The sequence below is a fragment of the Streptomyces sp. NPDC059900 genome, from assembly GCF_050270335.1.
Classification (GTDB): Bacteria; Actinomycetota; Actinomycetes; order Streptomycetales; family Streptomycetaceae; genus Streptomyces.
The window spans coordinates 4004-20239 of the sequence record NZ_JBNNJZ010000105.1 but is presented as its reverse complement, the minus strand read 5'-3'; the positions used below and the strand labels follow the sequence as shown (position 1 = coordinate 20239).

Below are 16236 nucleotides of genomic sequence, written 5' to 3'. Positions count from 1 at the left end.
GGAGGTCCCGTGCCCACCCCCCAGACCTCTCATCGCGCCCCCGCACCCCGCATACGCACCTCGCGCCGCACCCTGCTCGCCTTCATCGGCGCCTCGCTCGTCGCGGGCCCGGTCATCGCCTCGCAGACGGCGGGCGCCGCTCCGGTGGCCGCCGAGGCGGGCGGCCTCGACGATCCGGCGAAGAAGGAGATCGCCATGCAGATCGTGTGCAGCGCCGAGAACTCCTCGCTCGACTGGAAGGAGCACTACCGCTACTGCGAGGACATCGGCGACGGCCGCGGCTACACCGCCGGAATCATCGGCTTCTGCTCCGGCACCGGCGACATGCTCGACCTCGTCGAGCTCTACACCGAGCGCAAGCCGGACAACGTCCTCGCCAAGTACCTGCCCGCGCTGCGCGAGGTGGACGGCACCGATTCCCACGACGGTCTCGACCCCACGTACCAGGGCGACTGGGAGGAGGCCGCGCAGGACCCCGAGTTCCAGAGGGCGCAGAACGACGAGCGTGACCGCGTCTACTTCAACCCGGCGGTCGCGCAGGGCAAGGCGGACGGCCTTGGAGTGCTCGGGCAGTTCGCGTACTACGACGCGATCGTCATGCACGGCGACGGCGGCGACAGCACGAGCTTCCGCAGCATCCGCGGGCGCGCGCTGGGCGAGGCGAAGCCGCCGTCGCAGGGCGGCGACGAGACGGACTACCTGAACGCGTTCCTCGACGCGCGGGTCTGGGCGATGAAGCAGGAGGAGGCGCACAGCGACACGAGCCGGGTCGACACGGCGCAGCGGGTGTTCCTCCAGAACGGCAACCTGAACCTGGACACGCCGCTGGAGTGGAAGGTGTACGGGGACCCGTACCGCATCGGCTGATCCGCACGCGTCGGCGCGGGGCGCCCCGGTCCCCGGCTCCCCGCGCCGATGTAGCAGCGCTTACGTGTTGCGTGAAGAATTCATCGCTGGTGCCGGAGGGCGCCGCCGTCCGATCCTTGTCGCATGATCGGAATGAACGCGCTCATCGGCGTCGCGGTGGTCTCGCTCGGCATGGTGCTCACGCCGGGACCCAACATGATGTACCTCGTCTCGCGGAGCATCACCCAGGGCAGGCGCGCCGGAGCGGTCTCCCTGGCCGGGGTCGCCGCCGGCTTCCTCGTCTATCTGACGGCCGCCAACCTGGGCCTCTCGCTGGTCTTCCTCGCCGTCCCCCAGCTGTACACGGCCGTGAAGCTGGCGGGCGCGGGCTACTTGGCGTGGCTGGCCTGGAAGGCGCTGAAGCCGGGCGGCACTTCGGTCTTCACCCGGCAGGAGCTTGCCCATGACTCGTCCCGGCGGCTGTTCACCATGGGGCTGCTCACGAACCTCCTGAACCCGAAGATCGCGATCATGTACGTCTCGCTCATCCCGCAGTTCATCGACCCGACGGCCGGCCACACCCTCCTCCAGGGTTTCGTGCTCGGCGGCGTGCAGATCGTCATCAGCCTGGGGGTGAACCTCGCCATCGTCCTGGCGGCGGGCACGATCGCGGTGTTCCTGGCGGGCCGCCCCACCTGGCTGCGGGCCCAGCGGTACGTGATGGGCACCGTGCTCGGCGCCCTCGCGGTCAAGCTCGCGACGGACCGGGCACCTGCCGCGGCTGCCTGAGCATCACCAGCGCCGCCAAGGCCGCGACGACCCCGCCGAGCGTCATGACGGCGGTGGTGGACGCGGCGTCCACCACCGCGCCGCCCGCGAGCGCGCCGAGCGAGAACGTCGCCTGGAACGAGGACGTGAACAGCACGGACGCCGCCTCGGGCCGGTGCGGCGCCGCGGTCACGAACCACGTCTGCGAGCAGACGGGCACCGCTCCGTACGCCGTGCCCCACACCAGGAGCAGCACGAGGGCGCCGCTCTTCCCGGTGCCGAGCGCGGGCAGCAGCAGCGTCGCGGCGGCGACGAGCGCGGCGGCCGCGGCGAAGGTCCCGCGCGGCGCACGCCCCGCCCGGATGCCGGCGAGGAAGTTGCCGAGGATGCCCGCGGCTCCGTAGGCGAGCAGGAACAGGGTGATCGTGCGCGGACCCGCGTGGGTCACGTCCGCCAGGAACGGGGTGACGTAGGTGTACGTGCCGAAGTGGGCCGTCACGACGAGGAAGGTCACTGCGAGGGCGCCGCGCACGCGGGCGGTGCCGAGCAGATCGCGCAGCACGGACAGCCGCGTGACGTGCTGCGGCGGCAGGGACGGGACGGACACCACGAGCGCGGCGAACACGGCCAGCGTCAGGACGCCCGTCACCGCGAACGCGGCGCGCCAGCCCGCGAGTTGGCCGAGCAGGGTCCCGGCGGGCACGCCGAGGACGGAGCCGAGCGGGACGGCGGAGAAGATCACGGCGGTCGCCCGGCCCGCCTGCGCCTCGGGGACGAGACGGGATGCGAGGCTCGCGCCGATGGACCAGAAGGCGCCGATGACCAGTCCGACGAGGACCCGGGAGACCATCATCAGCCAGTAGCCGGGCGCGGCGGCGGCGAGGAAGTTCGCGAGGGCGAGCACCAGGATCAGGGCGCAGAGCATGCGGCGCCGGTCGACGCGTCCGGTGGTCGCCGTCACGGTCGGGGCGGCGACGGCGGCGAGGATGCCGGGCAGGGTCATCATGAGCCCTGCCGTGCCGTCGGAGATGCCGAAGGTGTCGCCGATGGGTGTGAGCAGGCCGATCGGCAGGATCTCGGTGGTGACGATGGCGAAGATCCCTGCCGTCACGGCGATGACGGCCGGCCAGCCGCCGGGTCGTGTGCGGACCGAGGGGGCGTCGGTGGACAGGGGTGGCGTGGTGGGTGCGGGCATGCTCCCGAGTCCAGCAGCGCCACCCTGTTCCGGTCTGGCACGTACGCGACATCAACGTGCCGCGGCGGGGGTGACGGCGGATTTCCGCGCGGCACCCCCGGCGACTGTCCTCAGTGGGTGACCGCGGGCTCCGGTTCGGCCTGACTCGCTTTGCTGCCCAGGTGGTTGAAGACCAGGTTCAGGGCCACCGCGAGGAGGCACCCCGTGGAGATTCCCGAGCCGAGGACGATCTGGGCCCAGGCCGGGAACGCGTCGTAGAAGCCGTCCGAGAGGGCGGGGGCCAGGCCCGCGCCGAGGGTGACCACCACGATCAGGGCGTTGTCGCCCCGGTGCAGGTCGGCCTGGAGCAGCGTCTGGATGCCGCTGACCGCGATGGAGCCGAAGAGGAAGAGACTGACGGCGGCCAGGACCGGCATGGGGACGACCGAGATCAGTGCCGCCGCCGCGGGGCTGAGGCCGATCAGGACGAGGATGGCGCCGCTGAGGGCCACCACGAAGCGGCTGCGCACCTTGGAGATGACGACCAGGCCGATGTTCTGGGCGAACGCGCTGGCGTGGAAGGCGTTGAACAGCGGGCTCAGGGCGGAGCCGAGCGCGTCGGCGCGCAGGCCGCGGGCGATGGTCTTCTCGTCGACCTCCTTGTCGACGATCTTGCCGAGGGCGATCATGTCGGCGGTCGACTCGGTGAGGATGACCAGCATCACGACGCACATCGAGATGATGGCGGGGATGTTGAACTCGGGCGCGCCGAAGTGCAGCGGCGAGGGGATGCCGACCAGGGCCGCGTCGTCCAGCTTGGAGAAGTCGGCGAGGCCCATCGGGATCGCGAGCAGCGTGCCGAAGATCATGGCGAAGAGCATGCTGATCTGCTTGAGGAAGCCGCGCGTGAAGCGCTGGAGCAGCAGCATGACCAGGACGGTCGCGCCCGCCAGACCGATGGAGCCCGGCTGCGGGGTGCCGCTCGGCGAGTCGTCCACGATCCAGTCGTACGCGACGGGAATGAGCGAGACGCCGATCAGGGTGATGACCGAGCCCGTCACGACCGGCGGGAAGAAGCGGACAAGTCGCGAGAAGTACGAACTGACCAGGAAGCCGAAGATGCTGGAGACGATGATGGCCCCGAAGACCACGGGCATCCCCGCCTCGACGCCGCCCTGCGTGGTGAGGATCGTCAGCATCACGCCGACGCCCGCGAACGAGACGCCGTTGACGAAGGGCAGCCGGGAGCCGATGAAGTTGCCGATGCCCAGGGTCTGGAGCAGCGTGGCGATGCCCGCCATCAGGAGACTGCCGCCCATGAGCACGGCCGTGTCCCCCGGCGACATCTTGGCGGCGACGGCCACGACGAGCGGGACCGAGACCGCGCCGGCGTACATGGAGGCGACGTGCTGGAGGCTGGCGACGAGCATCCGGCCCGGCGGCAGGATCTCGTCGACCGGATGGACCTCGGGAAGAACCTCGGGGGCCGGGTCGGCGGGTGCGGCCTTCTCGGCGGGGCGGTGCTGAGAACTCATGGGTGGCGCTTCTTCCGTGTGCGTGACGCCGGAAGTCGGCCCTGTCGCGCGGGAGTTCACGAGGCGCGCGGCGGGACCGACCATCACTCCGACTGGAAAGTAACTTCCGCGATGCGGGCGGCGTCACGCACGTTACGTCAGTGGGCCCCCGCCGGGGAAGACCCTTCGTGCACCCTCTGTTCAGCGATTTCTCCCCCCGGCTCCATCGGATTGGTCACGTCGTCGTCCTCGCCGCGCTTGCCGATGTGGTTGAAGACGAGGTTGAGGAGCACGGCCGCGACACAGCCCGTGGAGATGCCCGAGTCCAGGATGATCTTCGCGGTCTCCGGGAACGCGTGGTAGAACTCCGGCGCCGCGATCGGGATGAGACCGACGGCCAGCGAGACGGCCACGATCAGGACGTTGTTGTCCCGCTCCAGGTTCGCCTTGACCAGCGTCTGGATACCGCTCGCCGCGACCGAGCCGAAGAGGACGACACCCGCGCCGCCGAGCACCGGACGCGGTACGACGGCGATGAGCGAGGCGGCCATCGGGCACAGGCCCATCAGGACCAGGAAGCCGCCGCCCACGGCGACGACGTACCGGCTGCGGATCTTCGTCATCGCGACCAGGCCGATGTTCTGCGCGAACGCGCTGCACATGAAGCCGTTGAAGAGCGGGCTGATCGCCGAGCCGAGGGTGTCGGCCCGCAGACCGGCCGCGATGGTCTTCTCGTCGGCCGGGCGCTCCACGATCTCGCCGAGCGCCAGCATGTCCGCGGTGGACTCGGTCATCGAGACGACCATGACGACACAGAGGGAGACGATCGCCGCCGCCGCGAACTGCGGGGCGCCGAAGTGGAACGGCGTCGGGAAGCCGACGATGTCCGCGTCACCGATCGGGCTGAAGTCCGTGACGCCGAACGGGATCGCGATGAGCGTGCCGACGACGAGGCCGAGGAGCACGGCGATCTGCTTGACGAAGCCGGTGGTGAAGCGGCGAAGGAGCAGCACGATCACGAGGGTGATGCCCGCGAGGCCGAGGTTCTTCATCGAGCCGTAGTCGTCGGCGGTCGGTACGGGGCCCTGTGCCCAGCCGAACGCCACCGGCATCAGCGAGATGCCGATGAGCGTGATGACCGTGCCGGTCACCACCGGCGGGAAGAAGCGGACCAGTTTGGAGAAGAACGGCGCCGCGATGAAGCCGAGCACACCGGCGACGATGACCGCGCCGAAGATGATCGGCAGGGCGTCGTCCTTGTTGTCGGTCGATTCGACGACCGCGAGCATCGGGGCGACACCCGCGAAGGTGACGCCGTTGACGAAGGGCAGGCGGGCGCCGATCTTCCAGATGCCGAGCGTCTGGAGGAAGGTGGCGAGGCCCGCGGTGAACAGACAGGCTCCGGTCAGGAAGGTGAGTTCCTTCGCGGAGAGGCCTATCGCCGCGCCCACGATGAGCGGAGGGGCGACGACGCCCGCGTACATGGCCGCCACGTGCTGGAGGCCGGTCGTCGCCATCTTGAGCGGCGGGAGTTTCTGGTCGACGGGATGTATGGCGCTTTCACCGTCGACTTCGGATGGGTCTGGGGTGGTGCCTTGCTTGGTGAACCCGGGCTGAGTGGCCACAGTGGCTCCTCCGGTTGTTTTCCAGTACGGGCGGCATTGCCGGCACTTTTCGCTTCTGGGAGGTGGTGCATGGTGCAAGGGCTTGCTCGGTATGAAGTTGTGGTGCGCCCAGGTAGTGCTGACCGCCCCGGGAACGCGAAGCTTTGGGCCACGTTCCGGGGCGGCACTTGAGCAGCCCGCTCGGCTGCTCAAGTCCGGTCAGGGGCCGTCCCCCCTGACCGGAGTTCTAGGGTTCAGGCCTGCGCGGCGATCCGCGCGAGGCGCTGCGCCTCGTCCCGCGCGGAGCGGGCGATGGCGTCCTCGTCGACCTTCAGGAGGCGGCCGTTCTCGACGACCGGCTCGCCGTTGACGAGGGAGAGCGTGACCGGGGCCGCCGCGCCGAAGACGATGGCGGTCACCGGGTCGGCGATCGAGGAGTGCCCGATGCCGTCGATCTTCCAGAGGACCAGGTCGGCGAGCTTGCCCGCTTCGAGCGACCCGATCTGGCTCGCGCGGCCCAGGACCTGCGCGCCGCCGAAGGTGCCAAGACGCAGCGCCTGACGTGCGTTCAGGGCGGCCTCGCGGTGGGCGCCGAGGCGGTTGATGAGCAGGGCGTTGCGCAGCTCGGTGTGCAGTTCGCCGGACTCGTTGGACGCGGTGCCGTCGACACCGAGGCCGACCGGGACGCCGGCCTTGAGCATGTCGGGGACGCGTGCGATGCCGGCGGCCAGCCGCGCGTTGGAGGAGGGGCAGTGCGCGACACCCGTGCCGGTGCGGGCGAACGCGGCGATGTCGGAGTCGTTCATGTGGACGCAGTGCGCCATCCACACGTCGTCACCGAGCCAGCCCGTCGACTCGAAGTAGTCGGTGGGGCCCATGCCGAACAGTTCCTTGCAGAACTGCTCCTCCTCGACGGTCTCGCTGCCGTGGGTGTGCAGGCGTACGCCCTTGGCGCGCGCCAACTCTGCGCCCTGCTTCATGAGTTCGGTGGAGACCGAGAACGGCGAGCAGGGGGCGACGGCGACCTGGGTCATCGCGTCGAAGGAGGCGTCGTGGTGCTTGTCGACGGTCTCGGCGGTCGCGGCGAGCGCGCCTTCGAGGGTCTCGACGGCGAAGTCCGGCGGCAGGCCGCCGTCCTTGACGCTGCGGTCCATGGAGCCGCGGGCCAGGGTGAAGCGCACCCCCATGTCGCTCGCGGCGCCGATGATGGCGCCGGACAGGTCGCCGGAGTCCTTCGGGAAGACGTAGTGGTGGTCCATCGCGGTGGTGACACCGCCGCGGGCCATCATGCCGAGCGACCCCTGGGCCGCCGCCTTCACCATCTGCTCGTCGATGCGCGCCCAGGTCGGGTAGAGGGCGACGAGCCAGTTGAAGAGGTTGTGGTCGGTGGCGAGACCACGGGTGATCCACTGGTAGAAGTGGTGGTGCGTGTTGACCAGGCCGGGGGTCACGAGGTGACCGGTCCCGTCCACGCGGCGTACGACGTTCTGGAGGCCCTCGGGAGCCTTCCCCGCGCCGATGGACTCGATCTTGTTGCCCGCGACGACGACGTACCCCGATGCGTACTCGGTGTCGTCGGCGTCGACGGTCGCGATCGCACAGTTCTCGATGACGATGCGCTGCAGGTCTGCCGGTGCTGCCATGGTGCTTCTTCCTTCTCTTGATTGTGGCGATGTGGGCACGGCATGACCCTAGGAAGATTTGAGTGCCGCGGCCGCGTGGCTGCGGGTGCCGAGATGGTTGAAGAACAGGTTGAGCAGGACCGCGGTCAGCGCTCCCGCACTGATTCCGGAGCCCAGGACGGTCTGCGCCCAGGCCGGGAATTCGGCGTAGAAGGTGGGCGCGGCGAGCGGGATGATGCCCGCTCCGAGCGCGACGGCCACCAGGATGATGTTGGAGCTGTCGTCGAGGCCCGCCTCGGAGGGCGTACGGATGCCGCTGACCGCGATGGAGCCGAAGAGGACGATGCCCGCGCCGCCGAGGACCGGCATGGGGACCACGTTGACCACGGCACCGAGCACGGGGAAGGCGCCGAGCACGATGAGCGCGCCACCGGCGACGGCGACGACATAGCGGCTGCGTACACGTGTCAGGGAGACGACGCCGACGTTCTGTGCGAAGGCGGAGGTGGGGAAGCCGCCGAAGACGGGACCGAGCAGCGTGGCGATGCCGTCGGTGCGCAGACCCCGGGTGATGGTCTTCCCGTCGGTCTCGCGTTCGCAGATCTCGCCGAGGGCCAGCATGCCGGCCGCCGACTCGGTCATCAGGACCAGCATCACGATGCAGAGCGAGAGGATCGCGGCGGGCTGGAAGGTGGGGGCGCCGGCGGCGAACGGCGTCGGCAGGGCTGCGAGCGGCGCCGACTGTACGGAGGTGAAGTCGGCCATCCCGAACGGGATCGCGGCGAGCGTACCGATGAACATGCCTGCGAGCAGGGCGACTTGCTTGAGGAAGCCGCGCCCGAAGCGCTGGAAGAGCAGGATCACGACGAGCGTGAAGGCGGCGAGCGCGAGGTACTTCATGTCGCCGAAGGTCGGGTCGGTGTCGTCCCCGCCCTGCGCCCACTTCACGGGTACGGGCATCAGCGTGACGCCGATGAGGGTGATGACGACGCCGGTGACCAGCGGCGGGAAGAAGCGCAGCAGCCGGCCGAAGAACGGACCGATGGCGAGGCAGAAGACGCCCGCGACCATCACCGCACCATAAATGGCCGGGAGTTGTTCGCCTTTGGCGTTGGTCTCGGCGATGGCGAGGATGGGCGCGATACCGGCCGACGAGGCGGCGTTGACGAAGGGGAGCCGGTTGCCGACGAATCCCTTGACGCCGAGCGTCTGCAGGATGGTGGCGAGTCCGGCGATCAGCAGCCCTGCCGCGATGAGCCGGGTCTGGGCCACGGTGTCCAGACCACAGGCCTGGCCGATGATCAGCGGCGGAGTGACGACGCCCGCGTACATGGCGGCGATGTGCTGGAGCGCGGCGGGGACGAGCCGCGAGGGGTGAAGCTTCTCGTCCACCGGGTGACAGGCGGGAGTTGATTTTCCGTCAGTCATGTCCGATGGGGTGGAACACGGGCCTTTAGCCGGCCCCTTTGCAGGCTGTGCCATTGCTGCTGTTCCCTCCGGTGTGGCGCGCCCCCGTCCGCTGCGGACGGGCGGGGGCGCACATCCCGTATCAGAGGTTGGTCATGTCGACCGGGATCTTCGGCTCGACGCCGTCCCGCAGAATCGTGGCCTCGATCAGGCCGTAGGGACGGTCGGCGGCGTAGTAGACGGCTCCGTCCTTGGCCTCGTTCTTGAGGCCGAAGGGCGAGAGGTCCTGACGGAAGTGGTGCTTGTTGGGCGCGGAGAAGCGGATCTCGTCGATCTCGCTGCGGTTGTTGATGACCCGCGAACCCATTTGGTACAGCGTCTGCTGGAGCGAGAGGGAGTAGGTCTCCACGAAGGCGTGCAGGATGTGCTTCTTCGCCTGCTCGTACGACCGCTCCCAACTCGGCATGCGCTGCTCGTCGTTGGTCCAGTTGTGCCGCCACCAGGTGGAGAGCGAGGTGGCGAGGATGCGGTCGTAGTCCTCTTGCAGCGTCGTGTACTTGTCCTTGATGTAGCCCCAGAACTCGGAGTTCGTGGAGTTCATCACGGTCAGGTCCTTCAGGCCCGAGAGGACCTCGAAGTTCTCGCCGTCGTAGGTGATCTGGGCGACGCGCGTCTCCTGGCCCTTGCGGACGAAGGAGTGCTTGACCTCGTCGGCACCGATGAACTTGGAGTTGCTGTCGGAGCCGCCGATGCGCTCCCAGGAGTACTCCTCGATCCGGATCCGCGCGCGGTGGATCGAGGGCTGGCTGTCCACGAAGTGCCGGGCGAGGTGGATGCCGTACTGCTCGGCGGACTCGATGCCGTATTCCTTGGCGAACGCGAAGCAGGTGTTCTTCGTCGTGTCCGTCGGAAGGCAGTTGGCGTTCGAGCCGTTGTAGTGGACGTCGTCCAGGTCGCCGGAGAGCGCGACCGAGACGTTCAGGTCCTTGATGTGATGGGTGTCGCCGTCCCGCGTGATCTTGACGACGCGGTTCTCTGCTTTGCCGTACTGGTTCTGGCCGAGAATCGTGGGCATGTCTGCTAGCTCCCTCGGTAAACGGAGTAGCCGAACGGGTTGAGCAGCAGCGGTACGTGATAGTGCTCGCCCGGCGTGACGGCGAACGTGATCGCCACCTCCGGGAAGAACGCACCGCTGTCCCTTACGCGGGGGGCGTCCTGCTGCGCCTCGGCTTGCTTCTTTGAGAAGTAGGTCTCGACCTCGAAGTCGAGTCGTACGTGGGTCGTGCCCTCCGGCAGGGCCGGGAGGTCCTTGCAACGGCCGTCAGCGTCGGTCGCGGAGCCGCCGAGCGCCACCCACTCGGCGTCACGGCCGCTGCGGGCGGTGAGCGAGATGGCGACGCCCTCGGCGGGGCGGCCGATGCTGGTGTCCAGGATGTGCGTGGACACCGAGGCGGTGGTGTCAGTGCTCATCAGTCGTTGTCCTCTTCCACGAGACGGGTGAGACGGATTCGGTTGATCTTTCCGAGTTCGGTGCGCACGATCTCGCGCTCCTGCTCGGCGGTGTTGCCGATCCGGGTCTTCACCGCATCGCGCATCTGCTCACCGGTGGCGCCGGTGGCGCAGATCAGAAAGACATGACCGAACTTCTCCTGGTAGGCCAGGTTCAGTTCGAGCATCTCGGCCTTCAGTTCCTCGGAGGCCCCCGCCATTCCGCGCTGTTCGCGGGACGACGTGGGATCTCCCGGCTTCGGGCGGCCGATCGGCGGGTGCCCCGCCATCGCCTCGGCCAGATCCTCGTCGGTCAGCTCGGCCATGGCGGCGTCACTGGCGGCGAAGAGGGCTTCGACGGTGGGGTAAGGGCGCTGGGAGAGCAGTTTGCTTCCCCAGGCCGATGAGGCGCATGCCTCGTGGAGAGCGGCGGTGGCCGCGGACTCCGGTGCCGCATTGAACCGGGCGATGCCCAGGGTCGTACTCGAAGTCACGGGTACCTCCGTGGCCTTGTGCTGATCGGGCTGCCGATAGCTAACGCCAGCGGAAACACCACGTCAACACTTTGTTGAAAACTTCGAGTAACAAAGGCCGCCGTCCGGTTTCCGGACGACGGCCTTCCAAGCGGCTCTGACCTGGGGTTTTACGTAGAACGGTTGAGATAGTTGTAGACAGTGAACCGACTGACGCCAAGCGCCCCGGCCACCGTCTCCACGCCGTGCCGCACAGCGAAGGCACCGCGTGCCTCCAATATCCGCACAACTTCCTGCTTGGCCTTGCGGTCCAGCTCGGACAGCGGCTTGCCCCGCTTGCGCTCAAGGGCGAGCAGAATGTGGTCCAGGGAGTCCGCGAGCTGGGGCAGGCGTACGGCGACCACGTCCTGGCCCTCCCAGGCCAGGACGACATCGTCGGCGCCCGCATCGCCGGGCGGCATCATCTCGCCGCCCATGGCGTCGACCAGCGGCTTGACCGCCGCCACGAAGGGGTCGTGGTCCTCTGCGGAACTGGTCATTCGACGGCCTCCCCCGACTCGCCGAGCACATTGACCTGGAGCGAGACACGGGTGGCGCCGGCCTCCAGGGCCTTGCGGACCAGCGCGTCCACCGCGGTCAGGACCTCGTCCGAGCCGCCCTCGGCGGTGTTTCCGAAGGGGCCGACGTCCACGGCGTCGAGGCCTGCCCCCTGGATGACCTCACGGGCCACCACGGCGTGGGGCGGCGCCTCGTCCAGGTCGAAGGGTTCGGTCGTGAACTCCACTCTCAGTCGCATTGTGCTCCCATGCCATCCCTCTGACCTGCACGTTTACCCGGCCGCTCGGGCCGCCACTGAGGTGACCCTAGCCCACCGCCTCAGGCCGCGGGGGCGGCCGGGGACTGACTCCACCCGGCCTCCCAGGTCAGCGTGAGCCCGGCGTAGAGATAGCGGCTCGCCTCGACGGCAAGGAGCAGCACACGGTCCCCCGGCTTGACCCGGCCACTGCGCCATCCCTCGTCGAGGGCGAGCGGCACGGCCGCCGAACCGGTCGCGCCCACGGCGTCCAGGTTCTCGACGATGTTCTTCTGCAACCGCGCGTACTCGTCCGCGCCGAGCCCCGCCTCCTCGAACTCCTTGCTGAAGTACTCCGCGTTTCCCTCGGGCAGGACACATGCGTCGATCTCGCTCATGGCAAGGCCGGAGCGGTCCAGCATGTCCCGAAGACCCGTCACGAACACCTTCGGTCCGAAGGACGCCGTACCGGGGATGTCCAGGCGGATGTCCATCAGGCGCCTCCGCCGCTGCTGTTCGGCCAGCGGCGTGTCCGTACCGCCGCCGACGACCAGCATGCCGGGCTTGCGCTTGCCGCCCAGGCACTGGGTCGCGAAGACCGACGGGGGTGCCCCGCGCTCGGCGGCCGACCCCTCCTGCCCGGCGCGGAGCACGGCGGCGCCCGCTCCGTCGCCGAAGGTGTAGACGGTCAGCCGGTCGCGCATCCGCACCTTCCGCGGGTCGCAGCCCAGGTAGACGGGCGTGAGGAGCGGCGAGATCGACTCGGCGCCGATGACAAGGGCGGTGCGGTAGGTGCCGTCGGCGAGGAGCCGGCGGGCGGTGTCCATCGCCTGCACCGCGCCGACGCATCCGGCGCGGAACTCCATCACCGCGCAGCGCTCGAGACCCAGCCGCTCCTGGACGAGGGTCGCGGCGGCGGGCAGCGGGTTGTCGGGGCTGGCCGTGGACATCACCAGGAGGTCCACGTCGCCGGGTTCCAGGGAGGCCCGGTGCAGGGCCTGGCGGGCCGCGTTCGTGGCCATCTCGGCGGTTCCGGAGCGGTGTGCGCCGGTGAACGGGTCCACCACCCAGTGGCGGCGCTGGACCTCGATGCCCTGGAGGAGGTCGTCGGGGAGCGGGCCGCACACGCGCTCCAGGGTGGCGTTGTCGATCGGGTCGCCGGGCAGGTCGGCGCCGGTGCTCAGGACCGAGACGTGGCGTGCGGCCGGGTCCGTGTGCCGTGCGTGGTGTGCCGTCGTGGAGGTCATGAGGGATCGGTGCCGCCTTCCGGGGTCAGGACGAGGCTGATGTGGGTGCCGCCGAGCGAAGAGCTGTTGACCAGGACGGGCCCCGGCGCCAGGCCCCGCTGCCAGCCGCTGACGGCCAGCGCGGCGGCCTGCTGCGCGCCCGCGCCGACCGGCTCGCCCAGGGTCTGCTTGGGGGCGTACGCCGGTGCCGTCGTCCCCAGGCGGCGCAGCGCGCGCAGCTCGGGGCGGTCCACGGCGGCGATACCGGTGGCGTTGGCCCAGACGGCGGTCAGCTCGTCCGGGGCGAGGCCCGCGTCGGCGAGGGCGAGCCGCATGGCGCGGTACATCCCGTGCCCCTGCGCGTCCCAGCGTCCGGCGCCCGCCGCGTCGTAGGCGATGCCCTGCCCCGTGAACTCCGCGAGGATCCGAGCGCCGCGCGCCCTGGCCGCCGACTCGCGCTCCAGGAGCAGGGTGATCCCGCCCTCCGACAGCGCGTAGCGGTGTCCGGCGGCTCCGCCGGTCAGCGGCAGCGCGCGGTAGGCGCCGATCACCGTCTCGGTGAGGTCGTCCACCGCGGGGCAGAGCACGGCGTCGGCCGTACGCGTGCGCAGCATGTCCCTGGCGATGCAGAGCGCGGAGGCGCCCGCCGCGTGGGAGGCCGTCGCGGTGGAGGTGGGGCCCTTGGCGCCGAGGAGCATGGCGACCTGACCGGCCGCCGCGTTGAAGACGGTGCTCGGGAAGATGGCGGGGTTGGCGGCGCTCGCCCCCTCCTCCATCACGGGGCGGAAGAAGTCCTCGGTGCTGCGCATCGGCCCGAGCCCGCTGCCGAGGACCACGCCGACGTTCTCGTCCGCGGTCAGCCGGGCCTGGTCGAGAGCGATGCGGCAGGAGGCGACGGCCAGCTGCCCCATCCGGTCGACCCGCCTGCGCTCGCGTGCGGTGAGGTGGCGCTCGGGCGCGAAGCCATAGCGGGCCAGGCGCAGGCCGTCCTCGTCGGAGGCGACCGGGGTCCCGGCCGTGTAGGACTCCCACAGCTGTGCGGGCGATTCGCCGCCCGGACCCAGGACGCCGATTCCGGTGACGACGACCCGCTCGTCCCAGGGCGCCGGGGGGTCGGCCACGTGCGCGCCGGGGCGGCCCAGGGCGACGGTGGCGTTGGCACCGGCGAAGGCGAAGTTGTTGGAAAGGGCCACGTCCATGGCCATGGGGCGGGCGGTGCGCGGCACGGCGTCGAGCCCGCACTTGGGGTCGGCCTCGGTGAACCCGGCGGTCGGCGGTGCGATCTGTTCGGTCAGGGCGGAGACCGTGACGATCGCCTCCACCGCGCCGGCCGCGCCGAGCAGGTGGCCGATCATGGATTTGGTGCTGCTCAGGGCCGCCTTCCCGGCGGCGGCACCGAGTGCCGCGCGAACGGCGTTGGACTCGGCGGAGTCGTTCTTCGGGGTGCCGGTGCCGTGGCCGTTGATGTAGGGCACGTCCTGTGGCCGCAGCCCGGAGGACTCCAGGGCGGCGCGTATCGCGCGGGCGGCCCCCTCGCCCTGCGGGTGCGGGGCCGTGGCGTGGTGCCCGTCGGCGGAGAGGCCGTAGCCCAGTACCTCCGCGAGGACGGTCGCTCCGGCCGCCCTGGCCAGGGTCTCCTCGACCAGGACGAGCATGCCGCTGCCCTCGCCGAGGGAGAGCCCGTCGCGGTCCTTGGAGTAGGGGGCGGCGGGCTGCTCCGACAGGGACTCCAGGCTGGTGAAGCCCGCGAAGGTGACCTCGGTGAAGGCGTCGCTGCCGCCCACGAGCATGGCGTCGGCGCGGCCCGCCCGGATGGTCTCCACGGCATGGGCAAGGGCGTGGGCTCCGGAGGCGCAGGCCGTGTTCACCGAGAGGACCGGGCCCTTCAGGCCGAAGGCGCTGGCCAGGACCTCGGCGATGGTGTGCGGGGAGACCAGCATGAGCTGCCGGGCGTCTCCCGCGGCGCTCTCGCCCTGGTGGGCCCGGCGCAGGACGCGCTCGCCGCTGCTCGTGCCGCCGTTGCAGCTGCCCGCCACCACGCCCCAGCGCTCCGGCGGGATGCCGGTGAGGCCGTACGGGGCCATGGCCTCGTACGCGGCCGTGAGCGCCAGGTCGACCGCGGGCTCCGGCTCCGTGGCGCCGAGGTCCCCGACGTAGTCGTAACCGGCGTCCGGCAGGGGGTGCACCTGTCCGCCGACGCGGGTTCCGTACCCGTCCATGGGCCGGCAGCGCACTTCGCCGATGGCCACGTGACCGGCGCTGACCCCCTTCCACAGGGCGTCCGTGCCGACCCCCTGGGCGGTGATCGCCCCGGTCGCCGTGATCACCACCCGGCGCGTTCCGGGCGAGGTCCGCGCGTTCCGTAAGTTTTGTGCGTTCCGTACGTTCCGTGCGTTCTGCATGCTTGATCCCCGTTGTCTTCGAGTGCCGGTGCTCGACCGGCGGTGTTCAGCGGTCCGCTCGCATCGAGAGGGCGGCGGCCTGCCCTTCCAGGCCCCGCGCCAGCGCGAGCGCGGTGCCGGGACGCGTGTCGCGGGGGCTGCCCGGCACCCAGTCCAGGTCGCACCCGGCGGCCGGTTCGTCGTGGCCGCGGGTCGCCGGAACCGTGCCGTGGTGCAGGGCGAGTGCCGTCACGGCGGCGTTCAACGCCCCTGCCCCGCCCACGAGATGGCCCGTCTGCGGCTTCACGCTGCTGATCTGGGCCGCCTTCGCCGCGGTGCCGAGCGCGTCGTGCAGGGCACGGGTCTCGCTGACGTCTCCCTGCGGTGTGGCGCAGCCGTGCGCCGCGATGTAGTCGGTGGCGGTGTCCCGCCGTGCGTCGGCCAGCGCGCGGGTGATGGCGCGGGCGAGGCCGCGGGCGCGCGGGTGTGTGCCGGGGGGCCGTACGCAGTCGGTGCCGCTGCCGAAGCCGTCGATCTCGGCGTAGACACGGGCCCCGCGGGCCAGCGCCCGCTCGCGTTCCTCCAGGACGAGCAGGGCGGCGCCCTCGCCGAAGACCGAGCCGCTGTGCTCCTTGTCGAACGGCCGGCAGGCGTCGGCGCCCAGGTCGTTGCGGGTGGTCAGCACGCCGAGGCCGTCCATCTTGGACATGGTCCACCAGGAGGTCGGCTCGTCGTAGCCGCCCGCGAGGGTGACGTCGCACTCCCCTCGCCGGATGGCCCGGAAGGCGCGGCCAAGGGCGGTCGCGGAGGCGTCGGCGGTGCCCGCGAAGAAGTCGTTGGCGCCCCGGATGCCGAACTTCTGCGAGATGTGGAACAGGGCCGCGGGCTGGAGCCCCTCCACGTAGAAGAGCGGCGCCAGGATCGACGAGGCCTCCCGGCC

15 protein-coding genes are annotated in these 16236 nt (G+C 70.4%); 2 read left to right on the top strand and 13 right to left on the bottom strand.

The features are described from left to right. The first annotated feature begins 9 nt into the window (after positions 1 to 9). Together ACQKIP_RS17145 and ACQKIP_RS17140 are read left to right on the top strand one after the other, a co-directional pair. Positions 10 to 867, top strand: coding sequence for a chitosanase (locus tag ACQKIP_RS17145; protein ID WP_427743341.1), 858 nt, complete (start codon positions 10 to 12; stop codon positions 865 to 867). 123 nt (positions 868 to 990) lie between these two features. Next, complete coding sequence (locus tag ACQKIP_RS17140; RefSeq protein ID WP_365863195.1) at positions 991 to 1635, top strand: LysE family translocator; 645 nt, start codon at positions 991 to 993, stop codon at positions 1633 to 1635. Here ACQKIP_RS17140 and ACQKIP_RS17135 read toward each other — a convergent pair. The 13 genes from ACQKIP_RS17135 to ACQKIP_RS17075 all read right to left on the bottom strand — a co-directional run. After that, positions 1595 to 2809 (bottom strand): MFS transporter, encoded by a 1215-nt coding sequence (locus ACQKIP_RS17135; RefSeq protein ID WP_365863194.1) that lies wholly within the window; start codon positions 2807 to 2809, stop codon positions 1595 to 1597. The two genes, ACQKIP_RS17140 and ACQKIP_RS17135, sit on opposite strands and share 41 nt — an antisense overlap. A 110-nt stretch (positions 2810 to 2919) precedes the next feature. After that, positions 2920 to 4323, bottom strand: a complete 1404-nt coding sequence (locus ACQKIP_RS17130; protein WP_365863192.1) for a nucleobase:cation symporter-2 family protein — start codon at positions 4321 to 4323, stop codon at positions 2920 to 2922. A gap of 137 nt (positions 4324 to 4460) precedes the next feature. Beyond that, positions 4461 to 5819, bottom strand: coding sequence for a nucleobase:cation symporter-2 family protein (locus ACQKIP_RS17125; RefSeq protein ID WP_365863373.1), 1359 nt, complete (start codon positions 5817 to 5819; stop codon positions 4461 to 4463). Positions 5820 to 6160: 341 nt separating this feature from the next. Then, on the bottom strand, positions 6161 to 7549 hold the full coding sequence (locus ACQKIP_RS17120; protein WP_365863190.1) for an 8-oxoguanine deaminase: 1389 nt from the start codon (positions 7547 to 7549) through the stop codon (positions 6161 to 6163). 48 nt (positions 7550 to 7597) lie between these two features. After that, positions 7598 to 9010, bottom strand: a complete 1413-nt coding sequence (locus tag ACQKIP_RS17115; RefSeq protein ID WP_427743337.1) for a nucleobase:cation symporter-2 family protein — start codon at positions 9008 to 9010, stop codon at positions 7598 to 7600. A gap of 67 nt (positions 9011 to 9077) precedes the next feature. After that, entirely contained in the window at positions 9078 to 10010 is a 933-nt protein-coding gene (gene pucL, locus ACQKIP_RS17110) for a factor-independent urate hydroxylase (RefSeq protein WP_365863186.1), read from the bottom strand. Positions 10011 to 10015: 5 nt separating this feature from the next. Further along, positions 10016 to 10405: a hydroxyisourate hydrolase gene (gene uraH, locus ACQKIP_RS17105; RefSeq protein WP_365863184.1), complete on the bottom strand. Its 390-nt coding sequence runs from the start codon at positions 10403 to 10405 to the stop codon at positions 10016 to 10018. Beyond that, complete coding sequence (gene uraD / locus ACQKIP_RS17100) at positions 10405 to 10917, bottom strand: 2-oxo-4-hydroxy-4-carboxy-5-ureidoimidazoline decarboxylase (protein ID WP_365863182.1); 513 nt, start codon at positions 10915 to 10917, stop codon at positions 10405 to 10407. The genes uraH and uraD overlap by 1 nt, the downstream gene beginning before the upstream one ends. A gap of 149 nt (positions 10918 to 11066) precedes the next feature. Then, positions 11067 to 11435 carry a helix-turn-helix domain-containing protein gene (locus tag ACQKIP_RS17095; protein WP_365863180.1) on the bottom strand — a complete coding sequence of 123 codons (369 nt, stop codon included), beginning with the start codon at positions 11433 to 11435 and terminating at the stop codon, positions 11067 to 11069. Then, positions 11432 to 11692 carry a thiamine-binding protein gene (locus tag ACQKIP_RS17090; RefSeq protein WP_361193029.1) on the bottom strand — a complete coding sequence of 87 codons (261 nt, stop codon included), beginning with the start codon at positions 11690 to 11692 and terminating at the stop codon, positions 11432 to 11434. The genes ACQKIP_RS17095 and ACQKIP_RS17090 overlap by 4 nt, the downstream gene beginning before the upstream one ends. Before the next feature lie 80 nt (positions 11693 to 11772). Then, a complete protein-coding gene (locus tag ACQKIP_RS17085) occupies positions 11773 to 12936 on the bottom strand; it encodes a 3-oxoacyl-ACP synthase III family protein (RefSeq protein ID WP_365863178.1) in 1164 nt (387 codons plus the stop codon). Further along, positions 12933 to 15245: a beta-ketoacyl-[acyl-carrier-protein] synthase family protein gene (locus tag ACQKIP_RS17080; RefSeq protein ID WP_365863176.1), complete on the bottom strand. Its 2313-nt coding sequence runs from the start codon at positions 15243 to 15245 to the stop codon at positions 12933 to 12935. Before ACQKIP_RS17080 ends, ACQKIP_RS17085 begins: the two co-directional genes overlap by 4 nt. 118 nt (positions 15246 to 15363) lie before the next feature. After that, a partial coding sequence (locus ACQKIP_RS17075; RefSeq protein WP_427743332.1) for a beta-ketoacyl-[acyl-carrier-protein] synthase family protein occupies positions 15364 to 16236 on the bottom strand: 873 nt, incomplete at its 5' end.